Raw genomic sequence first — 22995 nt, 5'->3', positions numbered from 1 at the left:
TCGAGCTCGGTTGTTAGCTGGATGCCTTTCCGTCCGCTGCGTTTTGCCGCCTTCGGAGGAGCACTGGGTGCGGCAGAATGCGCAAGCCGGACCACACATCGGCAAGAGGCGATATCGCGAAGGGGGCATGCTCAAGTATGGCCTTGCGAGAAGTGGCGCTGCTCAGCATCAAGTTCGCAAACAGAACCTCAAGATTAGTCCCGTAGTCGATTAGAAGCATTCGGTTGTCAGGCGGCAACTCTGCTTCCTGCAACGCGGCGTTGGCTACACCATCTGCGTAGCCAGCACGGCTGAGAAGAAAGGGCATGCTTAGCGTTTCGTTGTCGCCCGAGGTGTAGCCGATCAAAAGCGACGGTAAGAGTGACCCGAACTCGGCTGTCTCCGAATCCACAGCCACCCACCCATCTGGGGTGGCTCTCTCCATTACAATAGGGCCTGCTGATTTTCCCTGCTTCTTGCGGGACAACTTGACGTCGACCGGTCCGTCTGATTCCGACGAACGGATTTGATAATCGACTTCGAACAGAACTTCGCTGTTCGACGATTTCCGTTCTTCGCTGGGACTGCATTGATGCCATGCCGCCTGGAATATCTCCGCGACCAGCTGGAGAAACTGAGACTTACCCGAACCATTCGGCCCCAGAAGACACAATGGAGCCAAATGCTCATTCGCGCTCGATGGGCGTTCAAGCCATACCTCTAGCCCGTCAAGCAACCCGCCGCTGCCGACCGTGTGCAAGACTTTAAGGCGCTTCAGCCTCATGCAGCGGCTCGCTGTAACACGAGCATTTCCCGATCAGGATCGAAAGCCTGGACGATCTGCGGCTTTGCTTCTGAGAGAAGCTCAAACAAAGCTTCGCGCATTTCATGGTAGGGACGGGTCACACGCTTCGCGACATCTTCGTATGTCAGACCGGATGCTGGCCAATTCTTGCAGTCATCCAGGAGCTGATCTCGGGTAGACACTGGCTTCGCGACCATAGCTCGGTCCTTCTTTGTATTTGATTTCCGGGTGCGGGCGCTGGCTGCCCTCTCAGCCCGCTCAACGGAGACCCGCTCCAGCAGCGCGCTGGCTGGTTCATCGCTCGGGTCTTGGGGCACTAATTCGCCCCTGAACGCTTTCGCTAGAATGGCTCCGTCCAACTTCGGGAGGAGCTTTGCAGCCACAGCATGTTCATTCGCAAGACGATCAAGCCAGCCAAAGGCGGACTCGATGCGCCTCACCACTTCGGTTTGATCCTCTAGGGGCGGCAGAGGAAAGGGCGTCGCGTTCAACGCTTTTTGATTGATTTTTGGGAGCACTGTCCGTCCTTCGTGGCGGGCGGAGAACTGCGCGAAGTCGTCACTGATCAGCCAATACAGCAAGTATCTCGGATTAAGTCCCGACCGGACGCTGATTGGGTACATGTCTGCGCTACAAGCACCGTCAAAGTCAACAATTACGGCTTTCTTCAGATACGGTCGGATTTTGGAGTAAAGAACCTGTCCTGGATAGAAGCGGTTCTTTGCGCTGATGAGCTTGTCTTCGGCGATCGTTCGATAGGGCAACAGTCGGGCGGTGCCAGCTTCGATATTGTCTGGAGCAATATGCGGTAGGTCTAGGATTGTCTCTGGCTTGACCAAATTCGAAGCAATTTCAGCTACATCGACAAAACGCGTCCAATCCCAGTCGTCGGGGACGTCCCAACAGCCGCTGTCGAACGCCTTACCCTTCGAAGGGCGCTTGCCGATTATCTTTCCAGAGAAGGCCAGCGCCAAGAGGCGTTGCTTGTAGCGGGCAATGAGGGTGGGAATGCGGTCTAGCTCTTTGCGTGCGCGTGCGGTACACGCGGCCAAGCCATCCACTTTCGCCACAATCCGCCGCTGTTCGGGAATTGGCGGGAGAGGGAAATCAACTGCCTTAAGCAGCCGCTGACTGATATTGGGCTGTGCGCCACCTTGGCCCATTTCGATCAGGTCTTGCTTCTTGGCAGCCAAGCCGTGGAAAAGAAAGCGCGGTTCAATAGCGTCGTTGACCACGCAAAATGCGACAGCTTGGTTGGTAGTGACGGGGTATGTCGAGATTCCGAGCTTGCCGATTGTCGCGCCATACATTGCGATTAATACGGCCCCTTCAGGAACCCATTTTGCCGATGAGTTTGCTAGGCCTTCTTCCGTGATTCCGATTTCGTGCGCAACTATTGGCCCATCTGGCAGATCGCCACTTCTAATCCACGGGATCGACCCGCCATAGAACGACTTGTTCTTTGAAGAAGGTGTGCCGCCGCTTCCCCACTGGCCAGTTTCGCCTACGGTGATTTGCGCCCACCCTTCCGGCAACTCGCTCATGCCCCAATCCCTTCGCCGTGGACATGCGCCTGTTGCCAATCATGGTAGCTGCGCTTGTCGCCCTTCACCTTCCATTCTGTTCGTCCGTTGCTGTTGCGGTCGAGCACCACGGCAGCGGCGGCGGAGGGGCTGCTGAAGCTGTAGGGCTTGGCGAAGGTCAGCATACCTTTGACCCCTGGAACAAGTACGCCCGTGGCGATCAGGTTTTCCTTCAGGCTGGCATAGCTTTGCATCACGTAGCCCTGATCCTTGAGCGCCTGCGATCCTTCGAGCACGACGAATTCACCATCCTCTTCTACGGCCTGGGCACTAACGCCGCTCTTGTGGCGGATTTCGAAAGTGGTCTCATGCGCAGTGCGCTGTTCGACTGGGGTGCTGGCCTGCGCAACCGCGCGCGGCTGAGGCTTGAGCAGATCGAGCCCAACCACCGGCAGGATGATCCGGAGATTGGCGAGGAATTGCTCCATGTTAGCCTGGTCTGCTTCAGGTAAGCGGCGGCGCTGGCCAGCAGGGCTAGTACCGTTGTCAAGCGTGACGCGATTGGCTGCGAGCGCCAGCTCAATCAGCCGGGCTTCGAGATATTCGACATGGCCTTTGGACAGATCGTCGTCGCTGGTGGTGACGGCAATCGCAGTTTCCCAGAAGGTGCGTTGCTGCGCACTCTGCTTGATCCGCTCTCGAACGCTGTTGGCCGAACCGATATAGGAGCGGGTGCCCCCAACCGCCTCGGCATCTGGCCCAGAGAGAATGTAGATGCCGGTGCGGTCCAACTCGGGCCGTGAAATGAGCGCGGCAAAGGTCGTGCCAGTGGCTACGAAGGTCAGGCCGGTCCAACCATGAATTGTCGCCTTTCGCAGCCCGTTGGGAGTGCCATCCACCAAGAAGAGCTGGATTGTGCGACCGAAGGCTTCGGAGCTCATATCTTCGGCTCCCTTCTGAAAAGATAGGGCCGTACATCACCTTGTTTCAGCTCGATTGTGCCCTCAGGGTATGCGACATCCTTGCCATGCATGTCGGAGGTGCGGTCGCGGATATAGAGCGACCCGCCAATCGCAAACAGCCAGCATGCTATGGTGCCTACCTCTTGTCCCGTTGGGCACAGGGTCAACTTGTGCGGATCGAGAGTCCAGTTTGGATTGGTCTTACTCGTGGCTACCAGCAAAACAAAAAGCCAGAAGATCCAAAAACACAAAGCAAGTCGATCGTTCACACCAGACACAGACCATCGAATGCCCTTCTTCCCGACGTACGCTGTCTTGTGCAAGCGCCCCTCAAACTCGTCTTCGAGCATATCGATGTGGTGCTCCCAGTTCTCCTGCCAGAACTTCGACCCCTGAGAGGATAACCATCCCGCCAATGCCGTAACTGCGCCCAAAGCAGCGAGTCCAACGGGAAGGAGGGACGGGATCAAGCCGCTCGCATCTCTCCAAATCAATCCGATAGCCGCGAATACTGCACCCTGCAGGAGCCAGAAGTAGTTTGCCCTCTTCCAATAGAGCTCAATCTCGAATTGCCGTATCTCATGCGAGCGTGTGAGAGCAGCAAGCCGGGCATCCCGCTCACGATCAGAGCTCTCGCCAGCCGCAGTGCGTCTCGTCCCCTTGGATTTTGCGCCGGGCGGGCTGAGGCCAAGTGCACCAAAATAGGTGTCGCGATTGGTTGTCACGCCTCGACCTCATCGGTCTCAGCCAATTCCTCTTCGACCGCTTCGATTTCTGCGAGGGCCGCGCGAAGGTGACCCAAGATGGCCGCAGCGATGTCTTCCGGCTCGGTGAGACCTTCCTCGACCTCCTCTTCGTCATCGCGCAGCCATGAGATGTCGAGATTGTCATTGCGCTTGGTGATGTCTTCGCGCGTAAACTTCCGGAAGCGCCCGGTCTCGCCTTGGTCTTTTCGCTTGGCCCCACCCAGCGGATCATCGCCGAAGGCTTTGACGAAGTCAGCGAAATCTTCGGCTGTTAACGTGCGTGTCTTGCCGAAGCTCGGCATCTGTGCGCGCAGGTCATAGAACCAAACTTCCTTTGTCGCGTTTTCTGCGGTCTCGGAAATCTTTGTGAAAAACATGACATTCGTCTTCACGCCTTGAGCATAGAAAATGCCGGTAGGCAGCCGAAGGATCGTATGCAGGTTGCACTGGTTCATGAGCCAGGTGCGCAGCTCACGGCCCATATTGTCTTCGAACAGCACGTTGTCTGGCACGACCACTGCCGCACGCCCACCGTCCTCAAGCGCGCGCACGATGTGCTCCATGAACGGCAGCGGCCCCTTGGCCGCTCCCGCCGTGATCGAAAAGTCGCTCCGCGTCACCCGCTCAGGGAACTTGTTGAACGGCGGGTTCGTCAGGATGAGGTTCGCCTTGCCAAGGTCTTCACCTTCATTCGTCAGCGCATCGGCCAGGTCGATCGGCTGCTCTATCCCGTGCAAGAGCAGGTTCATTGTGTTGAGCCTGTGGGTGCCAGTGATGAGCTCGGCACCTTTCAGTGCGCTATACCGCTGGAACTTGGAATCGTTCTCGTCGAGGTCAAAGAGATTGTCGGTTTGTCGGCAGATTTCGCGATGGGCGGCAATCAGGAATCCGCCCGTGCCAGCAGCGGGATCCTGGATGGTCTCGCCCGGCTTTGGTTTGACCAGCTTGATGATCGTTTCAATCAGCGGCCTGGGCGTGAAATACTGGCCAGCTTTTGATTTGCGTTCCGAGGTCGTGCGCTCAAGCAAGCCCTCGTAAAGGTCACCGAGACCGTCTTCCTCCGCTTCGTACCAATTGACTGCGTCAATGGCCGTAATCAGCGAGGTCAGTGCCGTCGCTTTGGTCAGAGATGTCTTGGCATCGGTGAACACCTGATTGACCAGCTCGAACTTCACCTTCGAGCGATCGCCAAGGGCAACCAGCAGCTCGCGGTAGTAGATAAGCCGCGGCTCGCCTTCCTTCTTTTTCAGCGCGCTCCAGCGATACTCGGCGGGAATTCGCTTTTCCAGCAGCTTGCCGTCACGCTTCACCTCGGAAAGCATTTTGAGGAGCAAAAGATAGGTCAGCTCCGTCACATACTCATAGTAGCTGACACCGCCGCCTTGCAGGCTCTTGCTGGCATTCCAAAGCTTTTGAACGGTTTCCCGTGCCCTTGGTCCGTTCATTACCCGGCCTCTTTCCAAATTTGCTCATTGATGTCGCGAACGACCTGTTCGAGCTTGCCATTAAAGACCCGGTCGATCCGTGACCAGCCGCCCTGCGCGGCAAATGGTTCGGCGTCGAAGGCAGCGCGGTCAACGACGATTTCAAGCTCGAGTTGTGACCCGATCCGATTGATCCACTTGCGCTGCACCTCCGTCCAATCGCGTTGCTGGAGAATGGTTTGCACCGCTTGTCGAACCCTTTCGCCATAGGGCACGAGCGGATCGCCGATGGCAGCTTGGCGGATGAAGCCGATAATCGACGCCGCAATCTCTTCGTTCTTTGCGTCGGCCCAGGCCCGGCGAATTTTCGTGTCGGTGAACCCGGCCGCATCGAGTTCGAGGCGTAGATTGCGAAGCTCAGAGCGGGTCAGCTCTTGTGGTCGCTGGACGACCAACTTCAGTGCCGCGATCTTGTTCACATTCTCGCGAACGAACCGCGTGAAAGCATCAAGAAAATCCTCCGGCTTCTCGGCGCTGCCGTAACCGCGCGTAACGCTAACGACCTCATCGGCGTGTTCCGAAATCGGGACATAGCGAGGCGTTCCGTCGTCGTTGGTCCAATCGAGAATTGCGCCAAGGTGGGGACGATCGGCTGCCCAAGCTGCCAGATCAATCGCTTCCCCATTGACGAAACGGTCCAGGCAGCTTTCGGGAGTCTCTCCGGCTTCCTTCTCGAAACTTGCCCGCGCTTCGGGCGTGAGCTTTTTCAATCGTCGACGCAGCCGCACGATGATTTGCTCACGAACACGTTCTTTGTGAGTGGCGTCGCCTCTACCAACCAATTCTTCGAAGAGCTTCGTCAATGTGAATTTGGGATCAGCCGCGATCGGCTTCATATCGGTCAGGTCGGCCAGGTGAGGATAAAGGTCGACCGCATCGAATATGCGGAAATTCTCCTTGTCGATCTCGGGGCAGAGGCGCGTCGCACGCCCGAGCATTTGCTCGTAAAGGATGCGGCTATTGACGCGCCGCATGAAGACCAGATTGGTGATCTTCGGAATATCGATCCCGGTAGTGAGGAGATCGACGGTCACCGCGACCTTGGGGAGTGGGTCATTGCGAAACGAGAGGATCAGTCGATCGATCTTGTCCACGTCGCCTGTGAGGCGCTGGACCGTTTCATCCTTCATGGGACCATAGGCGTTTCGAAAAGCGTCACGCAGCTCCTTTACGAGAATGTCTGCATGCGCCTTGGACACCGCGAAGATCAGGGTTTTGTCTGGGTCAGACGGATCGATGTACTTCACGAGCTCTTCGGCGACGACCTTGTTGAAAGGTACGGTCACGACGCTCTTGTTGAACTGCTCGACCTCGAAATCGACTTCGTCAGGCAAGGTGACTGTCTCAACCTCGCCACTAGTCGGGTGGATGAAATCGACCGTGTCTTCCCGCGCGAAATGGATACCTTCCTGAGAAAGCCTGGTCGCAATCCGGATGGGGGGCTCATGGTCATTGAGGAAACCATCGACCACCGCTTCACGATAGGAATAGGTAAAAACGGGCTGTCCGAAAATTTCCGTCGTGTGCAGAGCCGGTGTCGCAGTCAGACCGATTTTCACGGCGTCGAAATGTTCCAGCACGCGGCGATACTTCGAGACATAGTCGTTCTGGTCGCGAAAGCTCAGATCGCTGTCCGACATTTCCCGATCGAGCAGATAGCCTCGATGACATTCGTCGACGACCATCAAGTCGTATTGGTCGATTGGGGGTTCGTCAGCGGCGCTTTCTGCATAGAGCACCCTGCGAACCAGACCCTGAATCGTACAAATGTGGATGCGAGTGTCTTCGTCCGGCTTTACGTCTTCAAGACCTTTCAGCCCGAAAATGTCCGCAAAGGCCTTGCCGCTGACCACTTTCGTTGTCGTGAACTCGTCTTTGGTTTGTCGTCCTAATGCACTGCGATCCACGACGAAGCATACGCGGCGAAAGCGCTTTGCAGAGATCAGCCGGTAAAGCATTGCGATTGCCAGCTTGGTTTTGCCAGTGCCAGTGGCCATGGCCACAAGCATCGCTCGCCTGTTTTCTGATAGACCCCGCTCTACGGCTTCAATGGCAGCCTTCTGGTAATGGCGCAGAACAAATCCGAAGTCGAAGGGCTGCGCCGCCAGTTCCCGCTCTGCGGCAGCTTTGTCGACGGCTAACCGTTCAAGGATACCTTGCGGAGATGGCCACCCGGCCAACACTTCGGCGGGATTGTTGGGGTCGCGCAGATCGCGTCGCCATATCCCCGAAAGTGCCTCCACTTGTTTCAGATATGGTCGGCCATTGGTCGAGAAAGCAAACGGAGCTTTGTATTCAAACCAGGGGCCGCCCTCAGCGAACTCGGATTCCTGCATATGAATGTCTGAAGCGTAGCGCTCGGCTTGCTTCAGAACGGCCATGACATTTCGATTCTTGCGCTTGGCTTCGATCGTTCCGACAAGCGTCATTCCGCAGAACAGCGCGTAATCGGCAGGTCCCGTCATGGTTGGCCATTCGGCAATAGCGCGGTTGCGCCGCTTTAATGGTCGGCCACCCTTCGAATACCGCAACTCGGCGCTATCAGCTTCCCAACCGGCATCGCGAAGCTGCTGGTCGATCAGCAACCGCGTGTCTGCCTCATCGAGGTTGATAAGATCGGCGGCATCTTGCGCGTTTGCAGCAACGATTTCGGGATCGGGCGCGTTGTTCGATTTGGCAAACCGGACCACAGAATCGAGCTGATTTTGCAGGTCCTGTCTGGCGAGATCAGCTTCTTCGGCTAGCTTCTCCCAAACTGCACGCTCTTGATTGGAGTCTTCGGCAATCTGTGCTGCGGTTCGCCTTTCGCGTTCCGCACGCTCAGCTTCGGACCGCAGCCGTTCTGCTTCTGTCTGGGAAGCTTCGAGCTCTCGTCGGAGTGCCTCGATCTCGACCAGCACATCTTCCGAGCTATCGCGGGGAGGCTGCGGCGGTGCAAACGGTCCGAACTTCAGGCCTGGCTCATAAAATGTTCGCACAAACCAGATAGAAAGCTGCCGGGCGATCTTGAGCCCGGCCAGGGCAGATGCGTGGTCACCCTTTATCTCGTGCACGGCCTGATTGCCGCTCAGACGCAGCGTATGGAACAGGTCAGACACTTCTCGCGGAATGCCGCACTCCAGCTTCAAACGCCGCAGGATATCGACCTGGGCATCTTGTGCAGAGACTTCGATCCCGAAGTGAGCAGCGGAAAGCTGAGCCAGAAGTTCGGCAAACTGACGAAGTTTGATTTGGGCGGTATTTGGATCTTCTGTGAAATAGCCTTCGCTCAGAGCCCCAAGCTTGAAAAGCAGCGGCTCCCTTTTCTCCAGAAAATCAAAATTTGAAGCCCCACCCGGCATTTAGTGAGACTAGCTCCTGTTCCATTGTTGCGCCAGCCGATTTGCTTCAATCCGTATCAGTCCACCAACTTGGTGCGTCGATCAAGCGCCAGGTCTTGTAAGTTCCGGCAGCAGAAATCCGGGCACGGGCCTCTTTCAGCTTTCCAGTTCGAAGATCATAGATGTCCGCATAGACCTTTGGGTTGCCGAAATAGGGTGCCGGGCCCTTGATCTCACCGACATCGACGACACGCGCGCATGTGTTTCCCCAAGTGGTCCTGCGCAACCAGAAGCCAGGTCTCATGCCGTTGGCGACGTACATCTCGAAAACGTTCTTGTCTGAAAAGTCAGGCATCTGGATTTCCTCTTCAGGCTTAAGGATCCCTCTTCTTTGCAGTTCGAGCAAGTCTGGTAGGCTGCCCTGCCGGGCAACCTGCTCTATCCGCTGGCGCGTACCGGGCCTGTAGTCCCGGCCCATCCGGGTGACGATCAGGAGCAGTTTGAAGCGGAGCGGGAATTCCTGGTCGACGCGCTCTGTCCCGCGCATTCTGCGCTCCTGAGGGCGCGGCATCTTTGAGCTAACCCGCAGGCACTCTTGCCTCTCTCATTGCCGGACGCCCGCTGGCGCACTGATCGCGCGCGCAGGGCCTCCGTCGGCTTCGCGCCGTTGCAAGGGTGCCATTCTTTGTGGATCGCCAGGCGATCGCTGGCAGGAACACCAAAGGCTTTGCCCTCTCGTTCCCGAAACCGGAAGTAGAAGCCCCCGTGTGGCGGGCTGTGCCCGCTGGCCCGCGCCAGGGCATCGATTCCGGTTTTCCCTCCCCCTCCCATCCTCGCCGGAAGGCAGGCCGCATGCCGCGTGTCGGATGCGGCTTTCAGCCGAAGGAGGGCAGAAAATGGGTGACCCGATCTTGAACTACCGGGCTTGCGGGGCCGAATGCCGCGAGGACTGGTTGCGGATGCTGGCCAATGAGAACGGTTTGCCGTTCGGGACGGTGCGGCACCTTGCAGAGGAATTGGGCGAGCGTGAGGATTTCGGCGAGCTGGTGGAACTCTGCGAATGCGGCGGGAGGGCAGTGCAATGAGCGCCTGCACAATCTCCCGCAGCGAGCGGATTGCTGGGCTCAATGACCGGGCGCGGCAGGCAATGGGCCTGGCCTGCGTTGCCGTTGCAACCGAAGGCTTCCGGGCCTTGCCTGATGAAGATCAGTCACGAGTGCGTGAGCTGGTTGAAACCTTCGACGCCTTCACGTCGGACAATGATCCTTATGGCGAGCGCGATTTCGGGGCAATCTATCAGGACAGCGATGGTCGCTGGACGACGACGCGACCGGCGCGCCCTGCCGAAACCGTGTTCTGGCAAATCGATGCCTATGACCGCGATTTGCGGTTCGGCAGCGAGGACCCCGCCAATCCTGCCGTTACGCGGCGGGTGCTCACCATCATGCTTGCTAGCGAACATTGAGGGGAGGCAGTCCGCGCGCCGCCTGACACTTCAGGCGGCGCGTTGATCCACAAAGCAGTGTTCATTGTGCCAATCGAGAAACGCCGGTTCAGGATCGAACCGGATTGCTGAGCGCAAGGTCGCGTTCTCGAATTGCTGGAAATAGTCGCGCGTCTCGCGGCTCTGGCTTTCGCGCAATTGCCGCGAGACGCGTATGCGCCGTTGGCGATCAATCGTGATCAGCCCCCGATCAAAGGCGCGGTCGAGTGTCGCTGAAAGCAGCAGGCCATTGGCTGGGTTGTGCCGGTTGTCGCTGTCCTTGCCCCATGGCTTGATGTGGCTTGCGGTGAGCAGGCGCGGATCGGCGATGCCTGTGATGCAGCAAGTCTCTTCGTAATTGGCGAGCACCGCACGGCGGAAGAAGTCCTGGCCGACGCGCTGATTCACAAGGGCCTGTGTCGTGGACTCGCCTTGATAAGGCTCGAACCGGAATTCACTGCGCTTCTCATTTAGACGCGATGCCGGGGGTGGCAGTTCGAACTGTCGGACCTGCGCAGTCCACAAGTCTTCCGCCCGCGAAACGAGACCGGTCCAATCCTGCCCGAATTCCGCATAGGTGGCGCGATCCAGCTTGGACGCACCATCCAGACCCTTGCGCCCGCTGTCGATGATTTTGGGATCAAGGCTGGCGAAATTGCAAAGCTTCATGGCGACCGAGCTGTTCGTGCGCCCGAGCGCAGCGGCAAGCTCCTGGATTTCCGGATTGCCCGAGTGCAGCTTTCCGAACGGCAGCTGGAAGTAGAGATACAGCGCGAGCACCGTCTCTTCTTCGCTCCAGCGTTTCCGTGAACTGCCCTCGATTGCCATGGCGAAGGTTTGGGCGAGAGTGATCCTGCGCGCAAGTGTGACGGATAGCCATGTATTTGGTTGCCTTTCGATCAGGCGGTTCCGTTCTTGGGCACCCCAACTGGCCGCACGCGGTCAGCCTTCAATGTCCGGCCCGCGCCGGTTCCCCCGGCCTTCGCCGGGGTCACCCGTGTTGGACATGAATCCTGCCCTAGGACGTGCGGCCTTCCTGTTTGGTGCAACGAGCCACCAGACACGAAAGGAAATCATCATGGCACGCAGCAATACCGCACCCGCTCAGGAAACCAATCCGCCGGACTTCCTCGCCTGGCATGTCGCCAACAAGGGCGACAAAGGTTTCTGGACCCGCATTGGAACTGCGTGGTTCCACCGCGACCGCAAGGGCTTTTCGCTTCAACTGGAGGTGGTGCCGATCAATGGCCGGATCGTCCTGCGCACGCCGCTGGACGACGAGAAGAAGGAACCGGGCGCTTAGCGCCCGGCCTTCGGCGGTTCGATTGGTACTGTGTCGAACGCAGACATTTGGCTTTTGGGATGCGGTGATCAAGAGCTTGACGTTTAATCGCGAAAAGTCGCGCCTCGGCCTAGGTCCGCGACGTGACGGCGATTTCGACCGCGCATCCCGACCAATCAATGTGCTGACCAGGTTCGGCGAGCTACTGGGCGACGATACGGTCAATCGGGTCGACTGTGCCGCATTGACCGAGCGGTGGGCGGGACCGCCGGTGTTCGATGGCGCGCTCGAAGATCAGGTGATGATAAAGTGCGATCCAAACGCGGCCGAGTAGCTTCGCGAGAAGTTGAACATCGCCAAAATGCCGAAGGTCTGGGAGCTGGCACCTCGTAGGCGCCAGCAGAAAAGTGAGGCGGCGTGATGTTCGACCCGCAGTTATTCTAGCAGCGTGATGCTTTCTGGCCAAATTTGCTGCCCATCGGTCAAGCCGTGCAGCCGGAGGCTGTCGCCTTCTTGGATGTCCAGTCTGGTCACGAGCCCTTTGACGATGAAGATGCCTTCGGGCCCTTCAATCTCGAGGTCGCCCTCGTATTTGTTCACCCAACCTATGATAGTGCGCCTGATAAGGTTTGGTTCGTCGGATTCATCCGGCAGGACGACGTCGGTGGTTTGGTCCTGATCTTCGGGGCGCGCAGTGTTTAACAGCCAAGCGTCGGGGCGCTTGCGGCGTTGAGTTCGATCCCCGATGTCCACCTCTAACTGCTCGGTCGAGACGGCACTTTCGAGAGAAATCGGTTCGGGCTCTTCCTCGAGCGAATAGGCGTAGCCGGTCATCTCATCGCGATCGATAACGATCACATCGTCACCTACCGTAATCGAGCACCTGCGACCGTCGCATGTGTCGAGAATATGTTGAACAGTTTCTCCCGTGGTCTCGTCACCTGTGAGAACTTTTTCGGCGAGAAGTACACCCGCACCGAGCAAGGCTGTTCCTGCCCCGACTATCGTGATCTTGAGCTTGAGCCGCGCGATGGCAAGTTCGACACGGCTTTTGTCGAGGTCAACGCGAGCCTTTTGGTCAGTCGCAAGCTCGACCTCAAAGCTGCCCCGACCGGCGGAGACCAATTCGACTTTATCGAAGCCCCAACCCCGAAGATCTTCAACGATCATTCTGATCAGTTGTGCGGCGTATTCGGCGGGCACTGGCTTGGTTACGTCCAAGTGCACTCTGAAGTGATGCGCTGGAATGGAGTTCTTGCGGTCGACGGTTGCCAGCTCGTTGCTCAAGATTTCCCCCTGTTGATCACGTCGAAGGGAGGAATAACTTCTGGTTTTGCGGTTGTCATCTGCTTCGGTGGCTGCGCACTGCCTGTCGCTCGACTAGTTCTATGCGGGTTACACTGAAATATGGAGCGGGCATCGGCAGCTATTGGGTCTGCGCGGCGACCAGCCAACCGACCGAGTTGAGGGCGCAAGGCTTCCTACATTTAACCTTACGTTCCGCGGCTCGTTTCGCCTCGTCGAAGCTCATCAAGATAGTCGCTCCACCATTGCGCCATCTTTACGCGTTCATCCCAGTAGTTCCCGCGATTGTAGACGCCGCGAATAGCGTTGCTGTCCCCGTGGGCGAGAGCGCGCTCTATGGCGTCGGGATGCCAGAGCCCGCTCTCGTTGAGCATGGTCGAGGCCGTTGAGCGCAGGCCATGCGCTGTCACTTCGTCTTTGGTGAACCCCATACGCCGAAATGCAGCGTTGATAGTATTCTCGCTCATTGGGCGCTGGCCCGTATGAAACGCAGGGAAGATATACCCCTTGCTGCCGGTAATCGATTTTAGCTCTCGGAACAGTTCCAACACCTGGCGTGATAGAGGCACCACATGGGTCCTCCGCGCTTTCATCTTGCCTTCCGGAATTGTCCAGGTGGCCTTGTCCCAATCGATCTCGTTCCACTCGCCATGGCGAAGCTCACCGGGCCGCACAAAGACATGTGGTGCAATCTTCAGGGCGAACTTCGTCGCCGGGTAACATTCGAAATCATCGATAGCACGCAGTAGCCCGCCCAACTTTTCGGGTTCAAGGATCGCCGCGTAATGCCGTGCTTTGGGCGTGACCAGCGCGCCTTGCAGGATCGAGGTTGGATCGGTTTGGCACTGACCAAGAGCAGCGCCGTACCTGAAGACCCGGCTTGCAAACGAACGGCATTTCTTTGCGGTTTCGAGATTGCCTTTGGCCTCGAGCTTTTTGAGCGCCGCCAGCATCAGCTGCGGATCGACATCGTTGATTGGCATATTGCCGATTGCGGGCTTGAGCAGTTCGAGGAACCAGCGCGCCTTGCGCAGCGTGGCCTCCGCCCGACCTTCCGGTACCATCTTCTCGTCGATGTACTTATTGGCGATGACCTCGAAGGTGTTCGCCGCACCTAGCTTGATCCTGGCCTTCTTGCGCTTGCGCTCCAACATCGGATCAATGCCATCGGAAACCTTGAGCCGCGCTCGGTCGCGAAGCTGGCGCGCTTGCGACAAGCTGACCTCTGGGAACGCGCCGATGGGCAGCTTCTTTTCCTTCCCGCCGAAGCGGTACTTGAAATACCAGAGCTTGGAGCCGTTGGGCTTCACCAGAAGCAGCAGCCCCCGCGAGTCGTATTTCTTATACGACTTGTCGGCAGCCCGGAAGCCTTTGATTTCCTGCACATTGAGGCTCATTTGGGGGCCTCACTTTTTTGGAAGTTGGGGCCTTTTGAGCTGGAGCCCCCAGCCGAGGCCCCCACAGACGTTGGAACAAAGCGGAACAAAACAAGACCTCGCTTTCTGCGCTAGAGGTCAAGAATGGCAGAATTCCGCCATTTCTGCAATGTTTTGGAACGTTCTGATGAGAACAAATGGTGCCCAGAAGAGGACTCGAACCTCCACGGGGTTGCCCCCGCCGCCACCTGAAGACGGTGCGTCTACCAATTCCGCCATCTGGGCACGGAGCGCGGTCGGTCGTCGGATGCCGCCGCTGGGTAGGCGCGGGCTACTAGCGATTGCAGTGCCACCCTGTCAACGCCGGTTTCGCAGGCCAGGGCAGCGGCGGCGCACGATCGGGCCGGAACGCTTGCCGATTGCGCCGCGTTGAAGCATGGCGCAGCCAGCATGTGTGACCGAATCCGGGATCAGCAGGACCATGACCATCAAATCGCCGCTTACCGACCAGCTCGTCACCGTCTTCGGCGGAGGGGGGTATATCGGAAACTACGTCGCGCAGGCATTGCTCGAACGCGGCGCGCGGCTCAGGATTGCCAGCCGCAACCCGGAAAAGGCGCATGTGCTCAAACCGCTCGCCAATCTCGGGCAGCTGCAATTCGCGCGCTGCGACATCACGCGCGAGGACAGCATGGCGGCTGCGCTCGAAGGAGCGGATTTCGTCGTGAATCTGGTCGGCGCGTTCGCGGGCGATCTCGAGCAGCTGATGGGCGAAGCGCCGGGCACGATGGCGCGCATCGCCAAGGCGGGCGGCGTCAGGGGATTCGTCCATGTCAGCGCGATCGGTGCCGATGCGGGTTCGAGCGCCGCCTATGCCCGCGGCAAGGCACTGGGGGAAACCAAGGTGCTGGACGCCTTCCCCGAGGCGACGATCCTGCGGCCTTCGATCGTGTTCGGGAAGGACGACAATTTCCTCAACATGTTCGGCCAGATGATCGAGGTCCTGCCGGTGCTGCCGGTGTTCGGACCGGAAGCGAAGCTGCAGCTGGTCTATGTCGATGACGTGGCCGAATCGATTGCGGTCGCGCTGGAAGACCCGGCCGCGCATGGCGGGCACATTTACGAGCTGGGCGGCCCCGAGCAGCTGAGCATGATGGAGATCAACCGGCGGATCGCCGAAGCGCAGGGGCGCACCCGCAGGTTTCTCGCCATGCCCGACGGTGTGTCCGGCCTGTTCGCCGCGCTCCCCCTCACTCCGATGAGCCGCGACCAATGGACGCTGCTGAAGCCCGGCAGCACGGTCTCGGGCGAACATCGCACCTTTGCCGACCTGGGGATCGAACCGCGTCCGCTGGGTCTGTTTCTCGACAAGTGGATGCAGCGCTACCGCCGGTTCGGGCGGTTCGGTCTCAGCAACGAGCGGGCGAAAGCGCGCGGAAATGCCGACCCGGGCGACCATCAGAGCCAGTCCTGGTCGGAAGGCGGCTAGCGCCCGCGGCTACAGCGCCCCGCGGTAAAGCTCCAGCAGATCGGCATACGCGGCTTCGGCAGCGGGTTCGGCGTAGGCCGGGCTGTCGGGGACGGTCCAGCCGTGGTCCCCTTCGTATACCCGGATCGTCGCCGGGCGTCCCGCACTCGCTGCCGCTTCGCCGAAAGTCAGCTTGTCCTGTGGAGCCTCCGCGTCGTCGTCCTGCGCGATTGCGATCAGGAAACTGGCCTGGGTTTCATCGAGCAGCCTGTGCGGGCTCTTGTCGTCATCCTCGCGGACCAGTCCGCCGCCGTGGAAGCTTGCCGCCGCTCTGATCCGGCCCGGCACCGCCGCCGCGCTCCACACGGTGAACGGTCCGCCCATGCAGTACCCCTGCGTCCCGATACCCTTCGCGGTGTCGACCGCGTCCTGCCGGTCGAGCCATCCGGCCGCCGCACTCGCATCGCGGCCGATCGAATCCGCATCGAGCTTGCCCCGCCACGGGCGGACTTTCTGAAAGCCTCCATCCGCCGCGAATGCCGCAAAGTCGGCGTATTGTTCGCCGGTCACGTCGCGATAATAGGGGTTGAGCACCAGCACGGCGTAGCCTTCGCCGGCCAGCCGCCGCGCCATGTTGCGCTTGCTTTCGCGGATCGAGGCAATGTCGGGCCACAGGATAACGCCGGGATGCTTGCCGTCGGCCGGATGGACGAAGAACGCATCCATCGTCCCGTCGGCGGTCGCGAAGGTCACGGCGGTCTCCGACAATTCGATCGCCGATCCCGGCTCGCCATTCGCCACTTCGCCTGTCGGCGTGCAGGCCGCGACTACCGCAGCGCCGGTCAGCGCGCCGAACCGCCGCCGCGAGATCGCCTCGCGCGCCCAGCTTTCCAGCCTGGCTTCGTCGCACATCGCCGCACTCCCATTGCCCTCGATCGGGTCTTAACGGGCCATGTGACCGGCCCGTTGCTTCAGTTGAGGCCGCGCTCCGCGCGAAGTTCCGCCCAGTCGGGCGTACCGATGCCGCGCTCCGCATCGATCTGCGGCTGCGATTCGAGCCACTTCAGCGCCGCTTCGGCATCGCCGGGAACCGCTTCGGCATCGCCGCTCTCGCGGTCGAGCACCAGCACGGCATAGCCCTTGTGCGCGAGCCGCCGCGCTGTGGCGCGGCTGCCCTCGCCCAGCCCGGTATCGCCCGGCCAGGTCAGCACCGCGGGGTGCGCGCCATCCGCCGGGTGGATGAAATATGCACCGACCGGCCCGTTGCCGGTGGCCAGGCTGACAGTCTTTTCGGTGAACCGGGCTGGGCCGGTAAACCCGGCCGCCTGCGCGATCCCCGGAGTTCCCGCAGCCACGGCGGCGGCACCGGTGATGGCCCCGAACTGGCGGCGGGACAGGCTCTGCGCCTTGCCGCCCTGCTGATTCTCGCTGTCGCTCATGATGCTCTCCCCAATTGTCGCTCCCGTTTGTGAGCATAGACTCATTGCCGAACAATGGACAAGCAATCACTTGCGCGGCAACATGCGGCGCAAGAGGGAGAGGCTTCATGAACATCACGCGTTGGGCTGTCCCAGCCGCGTGCGCCGCAGTGCTGGCGCTGGCGGGATGCAAGGACATTCTCGGGGGCGGGGCTGACGGCCGCGTCACCTCGGCGACGCTGGTATCGGCGGGCGACGACACCGCCAACTGGATCACCCACGGGCGGACCTATTCCGAGCAGCGCTATTCTCCGCTCGACCAGATCGACACGGGCAATGTCGGCCAGCTCGGCCTCGCCTGGTTCGCGGATATGGACACCGCGCGCGGGCAGGAAGCGACCCCGCTGGTGATCGACGGGCGGCTCTACCTCACCACCGCATGGAGCAAGGTGAAGGCGTTCGACGCTGCTACCGGCGAGAAGCTGTGGGAATACGATCCCGAAGTTCCGGGCGAAACCGGGGTCAAGGCCTGCTGCGACGTGGTCAATCGCGGGCTGGCGACCTGGGGCGACAGCCTGTTCCTCGGCACGCTCGACGGGCGGCTGGTCGCGCTCGATCGCGATACCGGGAAAGTGCAGTGGGAAACGGTGACGGTCGACCAGTCGCAAAGCTACACCGTGACCGGCGCGCCGCGGGTGATCGACGGGAAGATCATCATCGGCAATGGCGGCGCGGAATTTGGTGTGCGCGGCTACGTCGCGGCCTACGACGCGCGCGATGGCGAGGAATTGTGGCGGTTCTACACCGTGCCCGAAGGGACAGAGGATGAAAGCTCTCCCGAATATCTGAAAACGGCGGCGGAGACCTGGAATACCGATGTGCTCGCCGCGTCCGACGCGATCGGCGGGGGCGGCACGGTGTGGGATTCGATGGCCTACGATCCCGACCTTGGCCTGCTCTACATCGGGGTCGGCAACGGATCCCCGTGGAACCGCGCCTATCGCTCGCCCGGCGAGGACGGGACCGGCGACGGAGACAACCTCTACCTTTCCAGCATCGTCGCGATCCGGCCCGATACCGGCGAGTATGTCTGGCATTACCAGACCACGCCGGGCGAAACATGGGATTACACGGCCACCCAGCACATGATCCTCGCCGACATGGAAATCGACGGGGCCCAGCGGCAGGTCATCATGCAGGCGCCCAAGAACGGGTTTTTCTACGTGATCGACCGCGCGACCGGCGAGTTCATCAGCGCCAAGCCCTATGTTTCCGTCAACTGGGCGAGCGGGATCGACCCCGAAACCGGGCGACCGATAGAAAACCCCGAGGCACGGGTCGACAAGACCGGCCAGCCCGCGCTGGTTACGCCGGGCGCGCTGGGCGGGCACAACTGGCATCCGATGGCGTATCATCCGGGCGAAAACCTGGTCTATATCCCGGCCTTCGAAGCGGGAATGGTCTACGCGCCCGAAGCCGACTGGAAGCCGGACCGCGCGCGCGGCTTCAATGTCGGGTTCAACCTCGGCGCAGGGGATTTGCCGCCCGATCTCGGCATCCGGCGCGAGGTGGCGGGCACGCTCAAGGGCATGCTGGTCGCCTGGGATCCGGTCAAGCAGGAACCACGCTGGAGCGTGGAGCATCCCGGCCCGTGGAATGGCGGGCTGCTGGCGACCGGCGGGGGTCTCGTGTTCCAGGGCACGGCCGGCAGCGAATTCAACGCCTACAGCGCCGCGACCGGCGAACAGCTGTGGAGCTTTGCCGCACAAACCGGCGTCGTCGCCCCGCCGATCACGTATACCGTCGATGGCGAACAATATGTCGCGGTTCTGGCAGGATGGGGCGGTGCCTATGCGATCACCGTCGACGGCGCTCTGCTCAACAGCAAGGCACCGGTGAAGAACATCTCTCGGCTGCTGGTGTTCAAGCTTGGCGCGAGCGGCGAATTGCCGCCCGAACTGGAGCTTGCCAGCCTGCCGCTCGATCCGCCGCCAAGCCGCGCATCGCCCGAAACCATCGCGCTGGGCGCGCAGAAATACGCCCGCTATTGCGCCGTCTGCCACGCGCCGGCGGCGGTCGGTTCGACCGTGCTGCCCGATCTGCGCCGCGCCGGATCGCTTGGCGATGCGCGCGCCTGGGCAGCGGTGGTGCATGACGGGCTGCTCAAGGACAACGGCATGGCAAGCTTTGCCGACAGCCTCAGCAAGGCGGAAATCGAAGCGATCCGGGCCTACGTGATCCAGCGCGCCAACGAGGACAAGGCGATGGAAGGCAACGGCAGGGTAGCGCGGCGTTAGCCGAACACCAGATCGCCCAGCAGCCGACCGGGAATCAGCGTAAACGCCCCGGCGATGCACAGTCCGGCATAGAGGCCCTTCATCGCGCCGCGATGCGCCTCGATCTTGCCCTGCCGCGCGGCGATCAGGCCGAGCGGCACCACCACCAGCGTCCAGACGGTGAAGATATGGATGAAGCTGAAGCCGGTGCCCGCGATTCCGCCGCCGGGCGCGCGAATGAAGGCGGAAGCGATGGCGGTGGTCAGCATCAGGGCGACCCACACCCGGCCCAGCGCACGGTGAGGCGCATCGCCCTTGCGCCGCATCAGGATCACCGGGCCGAGCAGCACCGCAGGCAGCGCCGTCGCGAGATGGATTACGATCGGCAGCGTGAACCGCTGACCCGCAGTCTGCGTCTGCGGCGCGGCATAGCCGCCCGTCATTTGCGAAAGCACCATGAACAGCACCGTGATCGCCGCCGTGACGAGCAGCAGCGCGGCCATCCGGGCCACTCGAAACTTACGCACCTGTTCGCTCATGCTTGTCTCCCGGTCGATCATCGCGATAGTCTGTCGCCGTGATGAAATTCGTGTCGAGCACTGAAATGAAAAGCACGACTTCGCAGGACGTCGCGCCGATGCGTGGATGGTCCTCAGGCTGCGCGAGCGGTCGCCCACGGACGGGCCGGTCATGAGCGCAAACTCCGGATCGCGCAGGGAATTTCTGCTCGCCGAGATCGGTATCGTGGCGCTGATCGGCTGCGTCATCGCGCTCGCCAACCTGTTCAATCCCGCCGGAATGGAGCTTGGCGCACGCATGGCCTACTGGATCGGCGGGTTGCTTGCGGCGTGGCTGCTGTTCGGGCTGGTGGGGCAGGTCGGCAAGGCGGTGGCACGTCTGGTCGGGATCGCCAGCGTCTGGGGCTATGTCCTCGCGATACCTCTGGCGACCGTCATCATCGCGTGGGCGGTGCTGTGGTGGCTTGGCGGCCCGCAGGCCATGTTCGGGCCAGGCTTTGCCCATATCTGGCCGCAGACATTGGGGATCGCGGCCGCGATGTTCGCGGTGTTCTTCATCCTCTACGCCCGCAGCGACGCACGGTCCGTGGAAGACGAACCTGCCGACGAGACCGAAACCGTGGGCGTTGCGGACACCGAGCTTCATGGGCGCCTGCCGTCCGGCTTCCCGCCGGTCCTCGCATTGTCTGTCGAGGATCACTACGTCCACGTCCACTCCAGGGATCGGCGGGAAATGGTGCTGATGCCGCTCGCCGAAGCGGTCGCAGCGATGCCGCAAGGCACCGGCGAGCAGGTTCACCGCAGCTGGTGGGTGGCGCGATCGGCTGTCAGCCAGAACAGCCGCGAAGGCCGCGATCTGCGGCTGATTCTGGTGAACGGCGAGAGCGTACCGGTCAGCCGCAAAGCGGTCGCCGATCTGCGCGCCAAGGGCTGGCTCGACTAGCCCCGAAATACCACCGTCCGGCTGCCATTGAGCAGCACCCGCTCCTCGACGAACAGCCGCACCGCTTCGGCCAGCACGCGGCGTTCGATGTCGCGGCCCTTGCGCACGAGGTCGTGCGGGCTGTCGGCGTGACTGATCCGCTCGACATCCTGGTGGATGATCGGGCCTTCGTCGAGATCGGCGGTGACGAAGTGCGCGGTCGCGCCGATGATCTTGACCCCGCGCTCATGCGCCTGGTGATACGGCCGCGCGCCCTTGAAGCCGGGCAGGAAGCTGTGGTGAATGTTGATGCAGCGCCCGGCGAAATGCGCCGCCTGTGCATCGGAGAATATCTGCATGTAGCGCGCAAGCACGACCAGATCCGCCTGCGTCTGCTCGGCTATGCGGCGCACCTGCGCCTCCTGGTCGGATTTGGTCTCGCGCGTGACTGGCAGGTGATGGAACGGGATATCGCCGATATCGGTCCCGATCGCCGCATCGCGCGGATGATTGGAAACGATCGCCACCGGCTCGATATTGAGCTCATGCGTGCGCCAGCGGTACAGCAGGTCGACCAGGCAGTGATCGAACTTGCTGACCATGATCAGCACGCGGCGCGGCGCATCGCGCGGCACGATCTTCCAGCGCATGCCGAATTCGTCGGCGAACCCGGCAAAGTCCGCGCGCAATTGGTCCAGCGACGATCCGTCTCGGTCGAACTCGACCCGCATGTAGAACCGGTCGGTCGCGCCTTCGGTCCAGCGGTCGTTGAATTGCTGCGCTTCGAGGATGTTGCATCCACGATCGAACAGGAACGAGGTAACCCGCGCGGTTATCCCGGGCCGATCGTCGCAGCCCAGCGTCAGGATTAGCGGGTCAGGCATGCCCGCAGCTGGCACAGGCTTTGGCTTCGAGGTGATCGCTCATGGCCGCGCGATTAGGCGGCTCCATCGCGATAGGCAATCCGTACCTTGTCGGCGGCTTTCCTCGCCAAAGCGCGCGCTTCGTCGGTGTCGTTCCCGCAGGCGAGCGCGACGCCCATGCGGCGAAAGGGCCGCGTGGTGGGCTTGCCGAAAATGCGGATGTCCGCGCTGGGGTCGACACCCAACGCTTCCGCGATCCCTTCGAAACCGAAATCGGCGCTGTCGCGATCCGCGAGGATCACGGCCGAGGCACTGGGCGCGGCAAGGAGAACCAGCGGCAGAGGCAGGCCGAGAATGGCGCGGGCATGGAGGTCGAACTCGGACAGCATCTGTCCCGCCAGCGTGACCATACCGGTATCGTGCGGACGCGGAGACAGTTCGGAGAAGATCACCTCCTCGCCCTTCACAAAGAATTCCACCCCGAACAGGCCCCAGCCGCGCCCGTCGCCCTGCAATGCCATCACGACCTTTTCGGCCATTTCCTGCGCATCGGCGAGCGCTCCTGTCGACATCGCGGCAGGCTGCCAGCTCTCCTGGTAGTCGCCGCGTTCCTGGCGATGGCCGATCGGCGGGCAGAACGTGATGCCGCCGGCGTGGCGCACCGTCAGCAGGGTTATCTCGTAATCGAAATCGACGAACTGCTCGACGATCACCCGCGCCCGGTCGCCGCGCATATTGGCCACTGCGTAGTCCCAGGCGGCTTCGAGCTGGTCCGCGCGATCGACCTTGCTCTGGCCCTTGCCCGACGAGGACATCACCGGCTTGATGACGCAGGGCAGCCCCGTATGCGCAGCCGCCGCGCGCACGTCTTCGAAGGATTCGGCGTAGCGATAGCGCGACGTGACCAGCCTCAGCTCGCCCGCCGCCAGATCGCGGATCGCATCGCGGTTCATGGTCAGCTGCGCGGCGCGGGCAGAGGGCACGACATTGAAACCCTCGCCTTCCAGCTCGGCCAGCACTTCGGTGCGGATCGCTTCGATTTCCGGCACGATAAGATCGGGCTGGTGCTTTTCCACCGCCCCGCGCAGCGCCTCGCCGTCGAGCATCGGGAACACTTCGCGCGAATCCGCCAGCTGCATCGCGGGCGCATCATCATAGGCGTCGCAGGCGATCACGCGCGCGCCGAGGCGCTTGGCGGAAATGACGAATTCGCGACCGAGCTCGCCGGAACCAAGCAGCAGGATTGTAGCAATATGAGCCATAGT

At 61.0% G+C, this 22995-nt stretch carries 22 protein-coding genes and 1 tRNA gene; 7 read left to right on the top strand and 16 right to left on the bottom strand.

All coding sequences use genetic code 11. The annotated features are described in order from the left end of the window. Positions 1-13 precede the first annotated feature (13 nt). From KDC96_RS14835 to KDC96_RS14805, 7 genes are read right to left on the bottom strand one after another with little or no spacing between them, the layout of a single operon-like run. On the bottom strand, positions 14-763 hold the full coding sequence (locus KDC96_RS14835; protein ID WP_212449147.1) for a hypothetical protein: 750 nt from the start codon (positions 761-763) through the stop codon (positions 14-16). Beyond that, positions 760-2328 (bottom strand): restriction endonuclease subunit S, encoded by a 1569-nt coding sequence (locus KDC96_RS14830; protein ID WP_212449146.1) that lies wholly within the window; start codon positions 2326-2328, stop codon positions 760-762. Before KDC96_RS14830 ends, KDC96_RS14835 begins: the two co-directional genes overlap by 4 nt. Continuing rightward, positions 2325-3248, bottom strand: coding sequence for a GIY-YIG nuclease family protein (locus KDC96_RS14825; protein WP_212449145.1), 924 nt, complete (start codon positions 3246-3248; stop codon positions 2325-2327). Before KDC96_RS14825 ends, KDC96_RS14830 begins: the two co-directional genes overlap by 4 nt. After that, positions 3245-3994: a hypothetical protein gene (locus KDC96_RS14820; RefSeq protein WP_212449144.1), complete on the bottom strand. Its 750-nt coding sequence runs from the start codon at positions 3992-3994 to the stop codon at positions 3245-3247. Before KDC96_RS14820 ends, KDC96_RS14825 begins: the two co-directional genes overlap by 4 nt. Then, positions 3991-5460 carry a class I SAM-dependent DNA methyltransferase gene (locus KDC96_RS14815; RefSeq protein ID WP_212449143.1) on the bottom strand — a complete coding sequence of 490 codons (1470 nt, stop codon included), beginning with the start codon at positions 5458-5460 and terminating at the stop codon, positions 3991-3993. The genes KDC96_RS14820 and KDC96_RS14815 overlap by 4 nt, the downstream gene beginning before the upstream one ends. Next, positions 5460-8840, bottom strand: coding sequence for a type I restriction-modification system endonuclease (hsdR, locus tag KDC96_RS14810; RefSeq protein ID WP_212449142.1), 3381 nt, complete (start codon positions 8838-8840; stop codon positions 5460-5462). Before hsdR ends, KDC96_RS14815 begins: the two co-directional genes overlap by 1 nt. Before the next feature lie 46 nt (positions 8841-8886). Then, a complete protein-coding gene (locus tag KDC96_RS14805) occupies positions 8887-9366 on the bottom strand; it encodes a hypothetical protein (RefSeq protein WP_212449141.1) in 480 nt (159 codons plus the stop codon). A gap of 349 nt (positions 9367-9715) precedes the next feature. Between KDC96_RS14805 and KDC96_RS14800 the strand changes: the two genes are divergently transcribed. Beyond that, positions 9716-9904, top strand: a complete 189-nt coding sequence (locus KDC96_RS14800; protein ID WP_212449140.1) for a hypothetical protein — start codon at positions 9716-9718, stop codon at positions 9902-9904. Further along, entirely contained in the window at positions 9880-10284 is a 405-nt protein-coding gene (locus KDC96_RS14795) for a DUF3768 domain-containing protein (RefSeq protein WP_249171817.1), read from the top strand. The genes KDC96_RS14800 and KDC96_RS14795 overlap by 25 nt, the downstream gene beginning before the upstream one ends. A gap of 30 nt (positions 10285-10314) precedes the next feature. On the opposite strand, the gene KDC96_RS14790 is transcribed toward KDC96_RS14795, so the two are convergent. Beyond that, positions 10315-11130, bottom strand: coding sequence for an HNH endonuclease (locus KDC96_RS14790; protein ID WP_212449139.1), 816 nt, complete (start codon positions 11128-11130; stop codon positions 10315-10317). A gap of 250 nt (positions 11131-11380) precedes the next feature. Here KDC96_RS14790 and KDC96_RS14785 point away from each other — a divergent pair, with 250 nt between their 5' ends. Further along, positions 11381-11605, top strand: coding sequence for a hypothetical protein (locus KDC96_RS14785; RefSeq protein ID WP_212449138.1), 225 nt, complete (start codon positions 11381-11383; stop codon positions 11603-11605). A gap of 160 nt (positions 11606-11765) precedes the next feature. After that, positions 11766-11918 (top strand): hypothetical protein, encoded by a 153-nt coding sequence (locus tag KDC96_RS14780; RefSeq protein WP_212449137.1) that lies wholly within the window; start codon positions 11766-11768, stop codon positions 11916-11918. Between the two features lie 101 nt (positions 11919-12019). Here the strand turns inward: KDC96_RS14780 and KDC96_RS14775 are convergent, their stop codons facing one another. The 3 genes from KDC96_RS14775 to KDC96_RS14765 form a co-directional block, all read right to left on the bottom strand. Continuing rightward, positions 12020-12871 carry a hypothetical protein gene (locus KDC96_RS14775; RefSeq protein ID WP_212449136.1) on the bottom strand — a complete coding sequence of 284 codons (852 nt, stop codon included), beginning with the start codon at positions 12869-12871 and terminating at the stop codon, positions 12020-12022. Between the two features lie 206 nt (positions 12872-13077). Next, a complete protein-coding gene (locus KDC96_RS14770) occupies positions 13078-14286 on the bottom strand; it encodes an integrase arm-type DNA-binding domain-containing protein (RefSeq protein WP_212449135.1) in 1209 nt (402 codons plus the stop codon). A 177-nt stretch (positions 14287-14463) separates the two neighbouring features. Then, positions 14464-14550, bottom strand: a tRNA-Leu gene (locus tag KDC96_RS14765). Positions 14551-14746: 196 nt separating this feature from the next. Here KDC96_RS14765 and KDC96_RS14760 point away from each other — a divergent pair. Then, the gene (locus KDC96_RS14760; RefSeq protein ID WP_212449134.1) at positions 14747-15754 is read left to right on the top strand and encodes a complex I NDUFA9 subunit family protein; all 1008 of its coding nucleotides are present in this window, start codon (positions 14747-14749) and stop codon (positions 15752-15754) included. Between the two features lie 9 nt (positions 15755-15763). Here KDC96_RS14760 and KDC96_RS14755 read toward each other — a convergent pair whose 3' ends face one another. Together KDC96_RS14755 and KDC96_RS14750 are read right to left on the bottom strand one after the other, a co-directional pair. Next, positions 15764-16645 (bottom strand): dienelactone hydrolase family protein, encoded by an 882-nt coding sequence (locus KDC96_RS14755; RefSeq protein ID WP_212449133.1) that lies wholly within the window; start codon positions 16643-16645, stop codon positions 15764-15766. 59 nt (positions 16646-16704) lie between these two features. Next, a complete protein-coding gene (locus tag KDC96_RS14750; RefSeq protein ID WP_212449132.1) occupies positions 16705-17172 on the bottom strand; it encodes a dienelactone hydrolase family protein in 468 nt (155 codons plus the stop codon). A gap of 107 nt (positions 17173-17279) precedes the next feature. On the opposite strand from KDC96_RS14750, the gene KDC96_RS14745 reads away from it, so the two are divergent. Further along, on the top strand, positions 17280-19448 hold the full coding sequence (locus tag KDC96_RS14745) for a PQQ-dependent dehydrogenase, methanol/ethanol family (protein ID WP_212449131.1): 2169 nt from the start codon (positions 17280-17282) through the stop codon (positions 19446-19448). Here the strand turns inward: KDC96_RS14745 and KDC96_RS14740 are convergent. Next, complete coding sequence (locus KDC96_RS14740) at positions 19445-19966, bottom strand: DUF2306 domain-containing protein (protein ID WP_212449130.1); 522 nt, start codon at positions 19964-19966, stop codon at positions 19445-19447. The genes KDC96_RS14745 and KDC96_RS14740 overlap by 4 nt on opposite strands. Positions 19967-20117: 151 nt before the next feature. Here KDC96_RS14740 and KDC96_RS14735 point away from each other — a divergent pair, with 151 nt between their 5' ends. Then, on the top strand, positions 20118-20888 hold the full coding sequence (locus KDC96_RS14735; protein WP_212449129.1) for a LytTR family DNA-binding domain-containing protein: 771 nt from the start codon (positions 20118-20120) through the stop codon (positions 20886-20888). Here KDC96_RS14735 and purU read toward each other — a convergent pair. Then, on the bottom strand, positions 20885-21751 hold the full coding sequence (gene purU / locus KDC96_RS14730) for a formyltetrahydrofolate deformylase (RefSeq protein WP_212449128.1): 867 nt from the start codon (positions 21749-21751) through the stop codon (positions 20885-20887). The genes KDC96_RS14735 and purU overlap by 4 nt on opposite strands. 53 nt (positions 21752-21804) lie before the next feature. After that, entirely contained in the window at positions 21805-22992 is a 1188-nt protein-coding gene (purT, locus tag KDC96_RS14725; protein WP_212449127.1) for a formate-dependent phosphoribosylglycinamide formyltransferase, read from the bottom strand. Between the last annotated feature and the right edge of the window lie 3 nt (positions 22993-22995).

Source organism: Erythrobacter sp. JK5 (assembly GCF_018205975.1).
GTDB lineage: Bacteria > Pseudomonadota > Alphaproteobacteria > Sphingomonadales > Sphingomonadaceae > Erythrobacter.
This window is presented reverse-complemented; position numbering and strand designations above follow the sequence as displayed.

What these genes read in the sequence shown, in the direction of transcription:
- KDC96_RS14835 (WP_212449147.1), bottom strand. Translation starts at nt 763, where the DNA reads ATGAGGCTGAAGCGCCTTAAAGTCTTGCACACGGTCGGCAGCGGCGGG.
- KDC96_RS14830 (WP_212449146.1), bottom strand. Translation starts at nt 2,328, where the DNA reads ATGAGCGAGTTGCCGGAAGGGTGGGCGCAAATCACCGTAGGCGAAACT.
- KDC96_RS14825 (WP_212449145.1), bottom strand. Translation starts at nt 3,248, where the DNA reads ATGAGCTCCGAAGCCTTCGGTCGCACAATCCAGCTCTTCTTGGTGGAT.
- KDC96_RS14815 (WP_212449143.1), bottom strand. Translation starts at nt 5,460, where the DNA reads ATGAACGGACCAAGGGCACGGGAAACCGTTCAAAAGCTTTGGAATGCC.
- hsdR (WP_212449142.1), bottom strand. Translation starts at nt 8,840, where the DNA reads ATGCCGGGTGGGGCTTCAAATTTTGATTTTCTGGAGAAAAGGGAGCCG.
- KDC96_RS14805 (WP_212449141.1), bottom strand. Translation starts at nt 9,366, where the DNA reads ATGCGCGGGACAGAGCGCGTCGACCAGGAATTCCCGCTCCGCTTCAAA.
- KDC96_RS14800 (WP_212449140.1), top strand. Translation starts at nt 9,716, where the DNA reads ATGGGTGACCCGATCTTGAACTACCGGGCTTGCGGGGCCGAATGCCGC.
- KDC96_RS14795 (WP_249171817.1), top strand. Translation starts at nt 9,880, where the DNA reads ATGCGGCGGGAGGGCAGTGCAATGAGCGCCTGCACAATCTCCCGCAGC.
- KDC96_RS14790 (WP_212449139.1), bottom strand. Translation starts at nt 11,130, where the DNA reads ATGGCAATCGAGGGCAGTTCACGGAAACGCTGGAGCGAAGAAGAGACG.
- KDC96_RS14785 (WP_212449138.1), top strand. Translation starts at nt 11,381, where the DNA reads ATGGCACGCAGCAATACCGCACCCGCTCAGGAAACCAATCCGCCGGAC.
- KDC96_RS14770 (WP_212449135.1), bottom strand. Translation starts at nt 14,286, where the DNA reads ATGAGCCTCAATGTGCAGGAAATCAAAGGCTTCCGGGCTGCCGACAAG.
- KDC96_RS14760 (WP_212449134.1), top strand. Translation starts at nt 14,747, where the DNA reads ATGACCATCAAATCGCCGCTTACCGACCAGCTCGTCACCGTCTTCGGC.
- KDC96_RS14755 (WP_212449133.1), bottom strand. Translation starts at nt 16,645, where the DNA reads ATGTGCGACGAAGCCAGGCTGGAAAGCTGGGCGCGCGAGGCGATCTCG.
- KDC96_RS14750 (WP_212449132.1), bottom strand. Translation starts at nt 17,172, where the DNA reads ATGAGCGACAGCGAGAATCAGCAGGGCGGCAAGGCGCAGAGCCTGTCC.
- KDC96_RS14745 (WP_212449131.1), top strand. Translation starts at nt 17,280, where the DNA reads ATGAACATCACGCGTTGGGCTGTCCCAGCCGCGTGCGCCGCAGTGCTG.
- KDC96_RS14740 (WP_212449130.1), bottom strand. Translation starts at nt 19,966, where the DNA reads ATGAGCGAACAGGTGCGTAAGTTTCGAGTGGCCCGGATGGCCGCGCTG.
- KDC96_RS14735 (WP_212449129.1), top strand. Translation starts at nt 20,118, where the DNA reads ATGAGCGCAAACTCCGGATCGCGCAGGGAATTTCTGCTCGCCGAGATC.
- purU (WP_212449128.1), bottom strand. Translation starts at nt 21,751, where the DNA reads ATGCCTGACCCGCTAATCCTGACGCTGGGCTGCGACGATCGGCCCGGG.
- purT (WP_212449127.1), bottom strand. Translation starts at nt 22,992, where the DNA reads ATGGCTCATATTGCTACAATCCTGCTGCTTGGTTCCGGCGAGCTCGGT.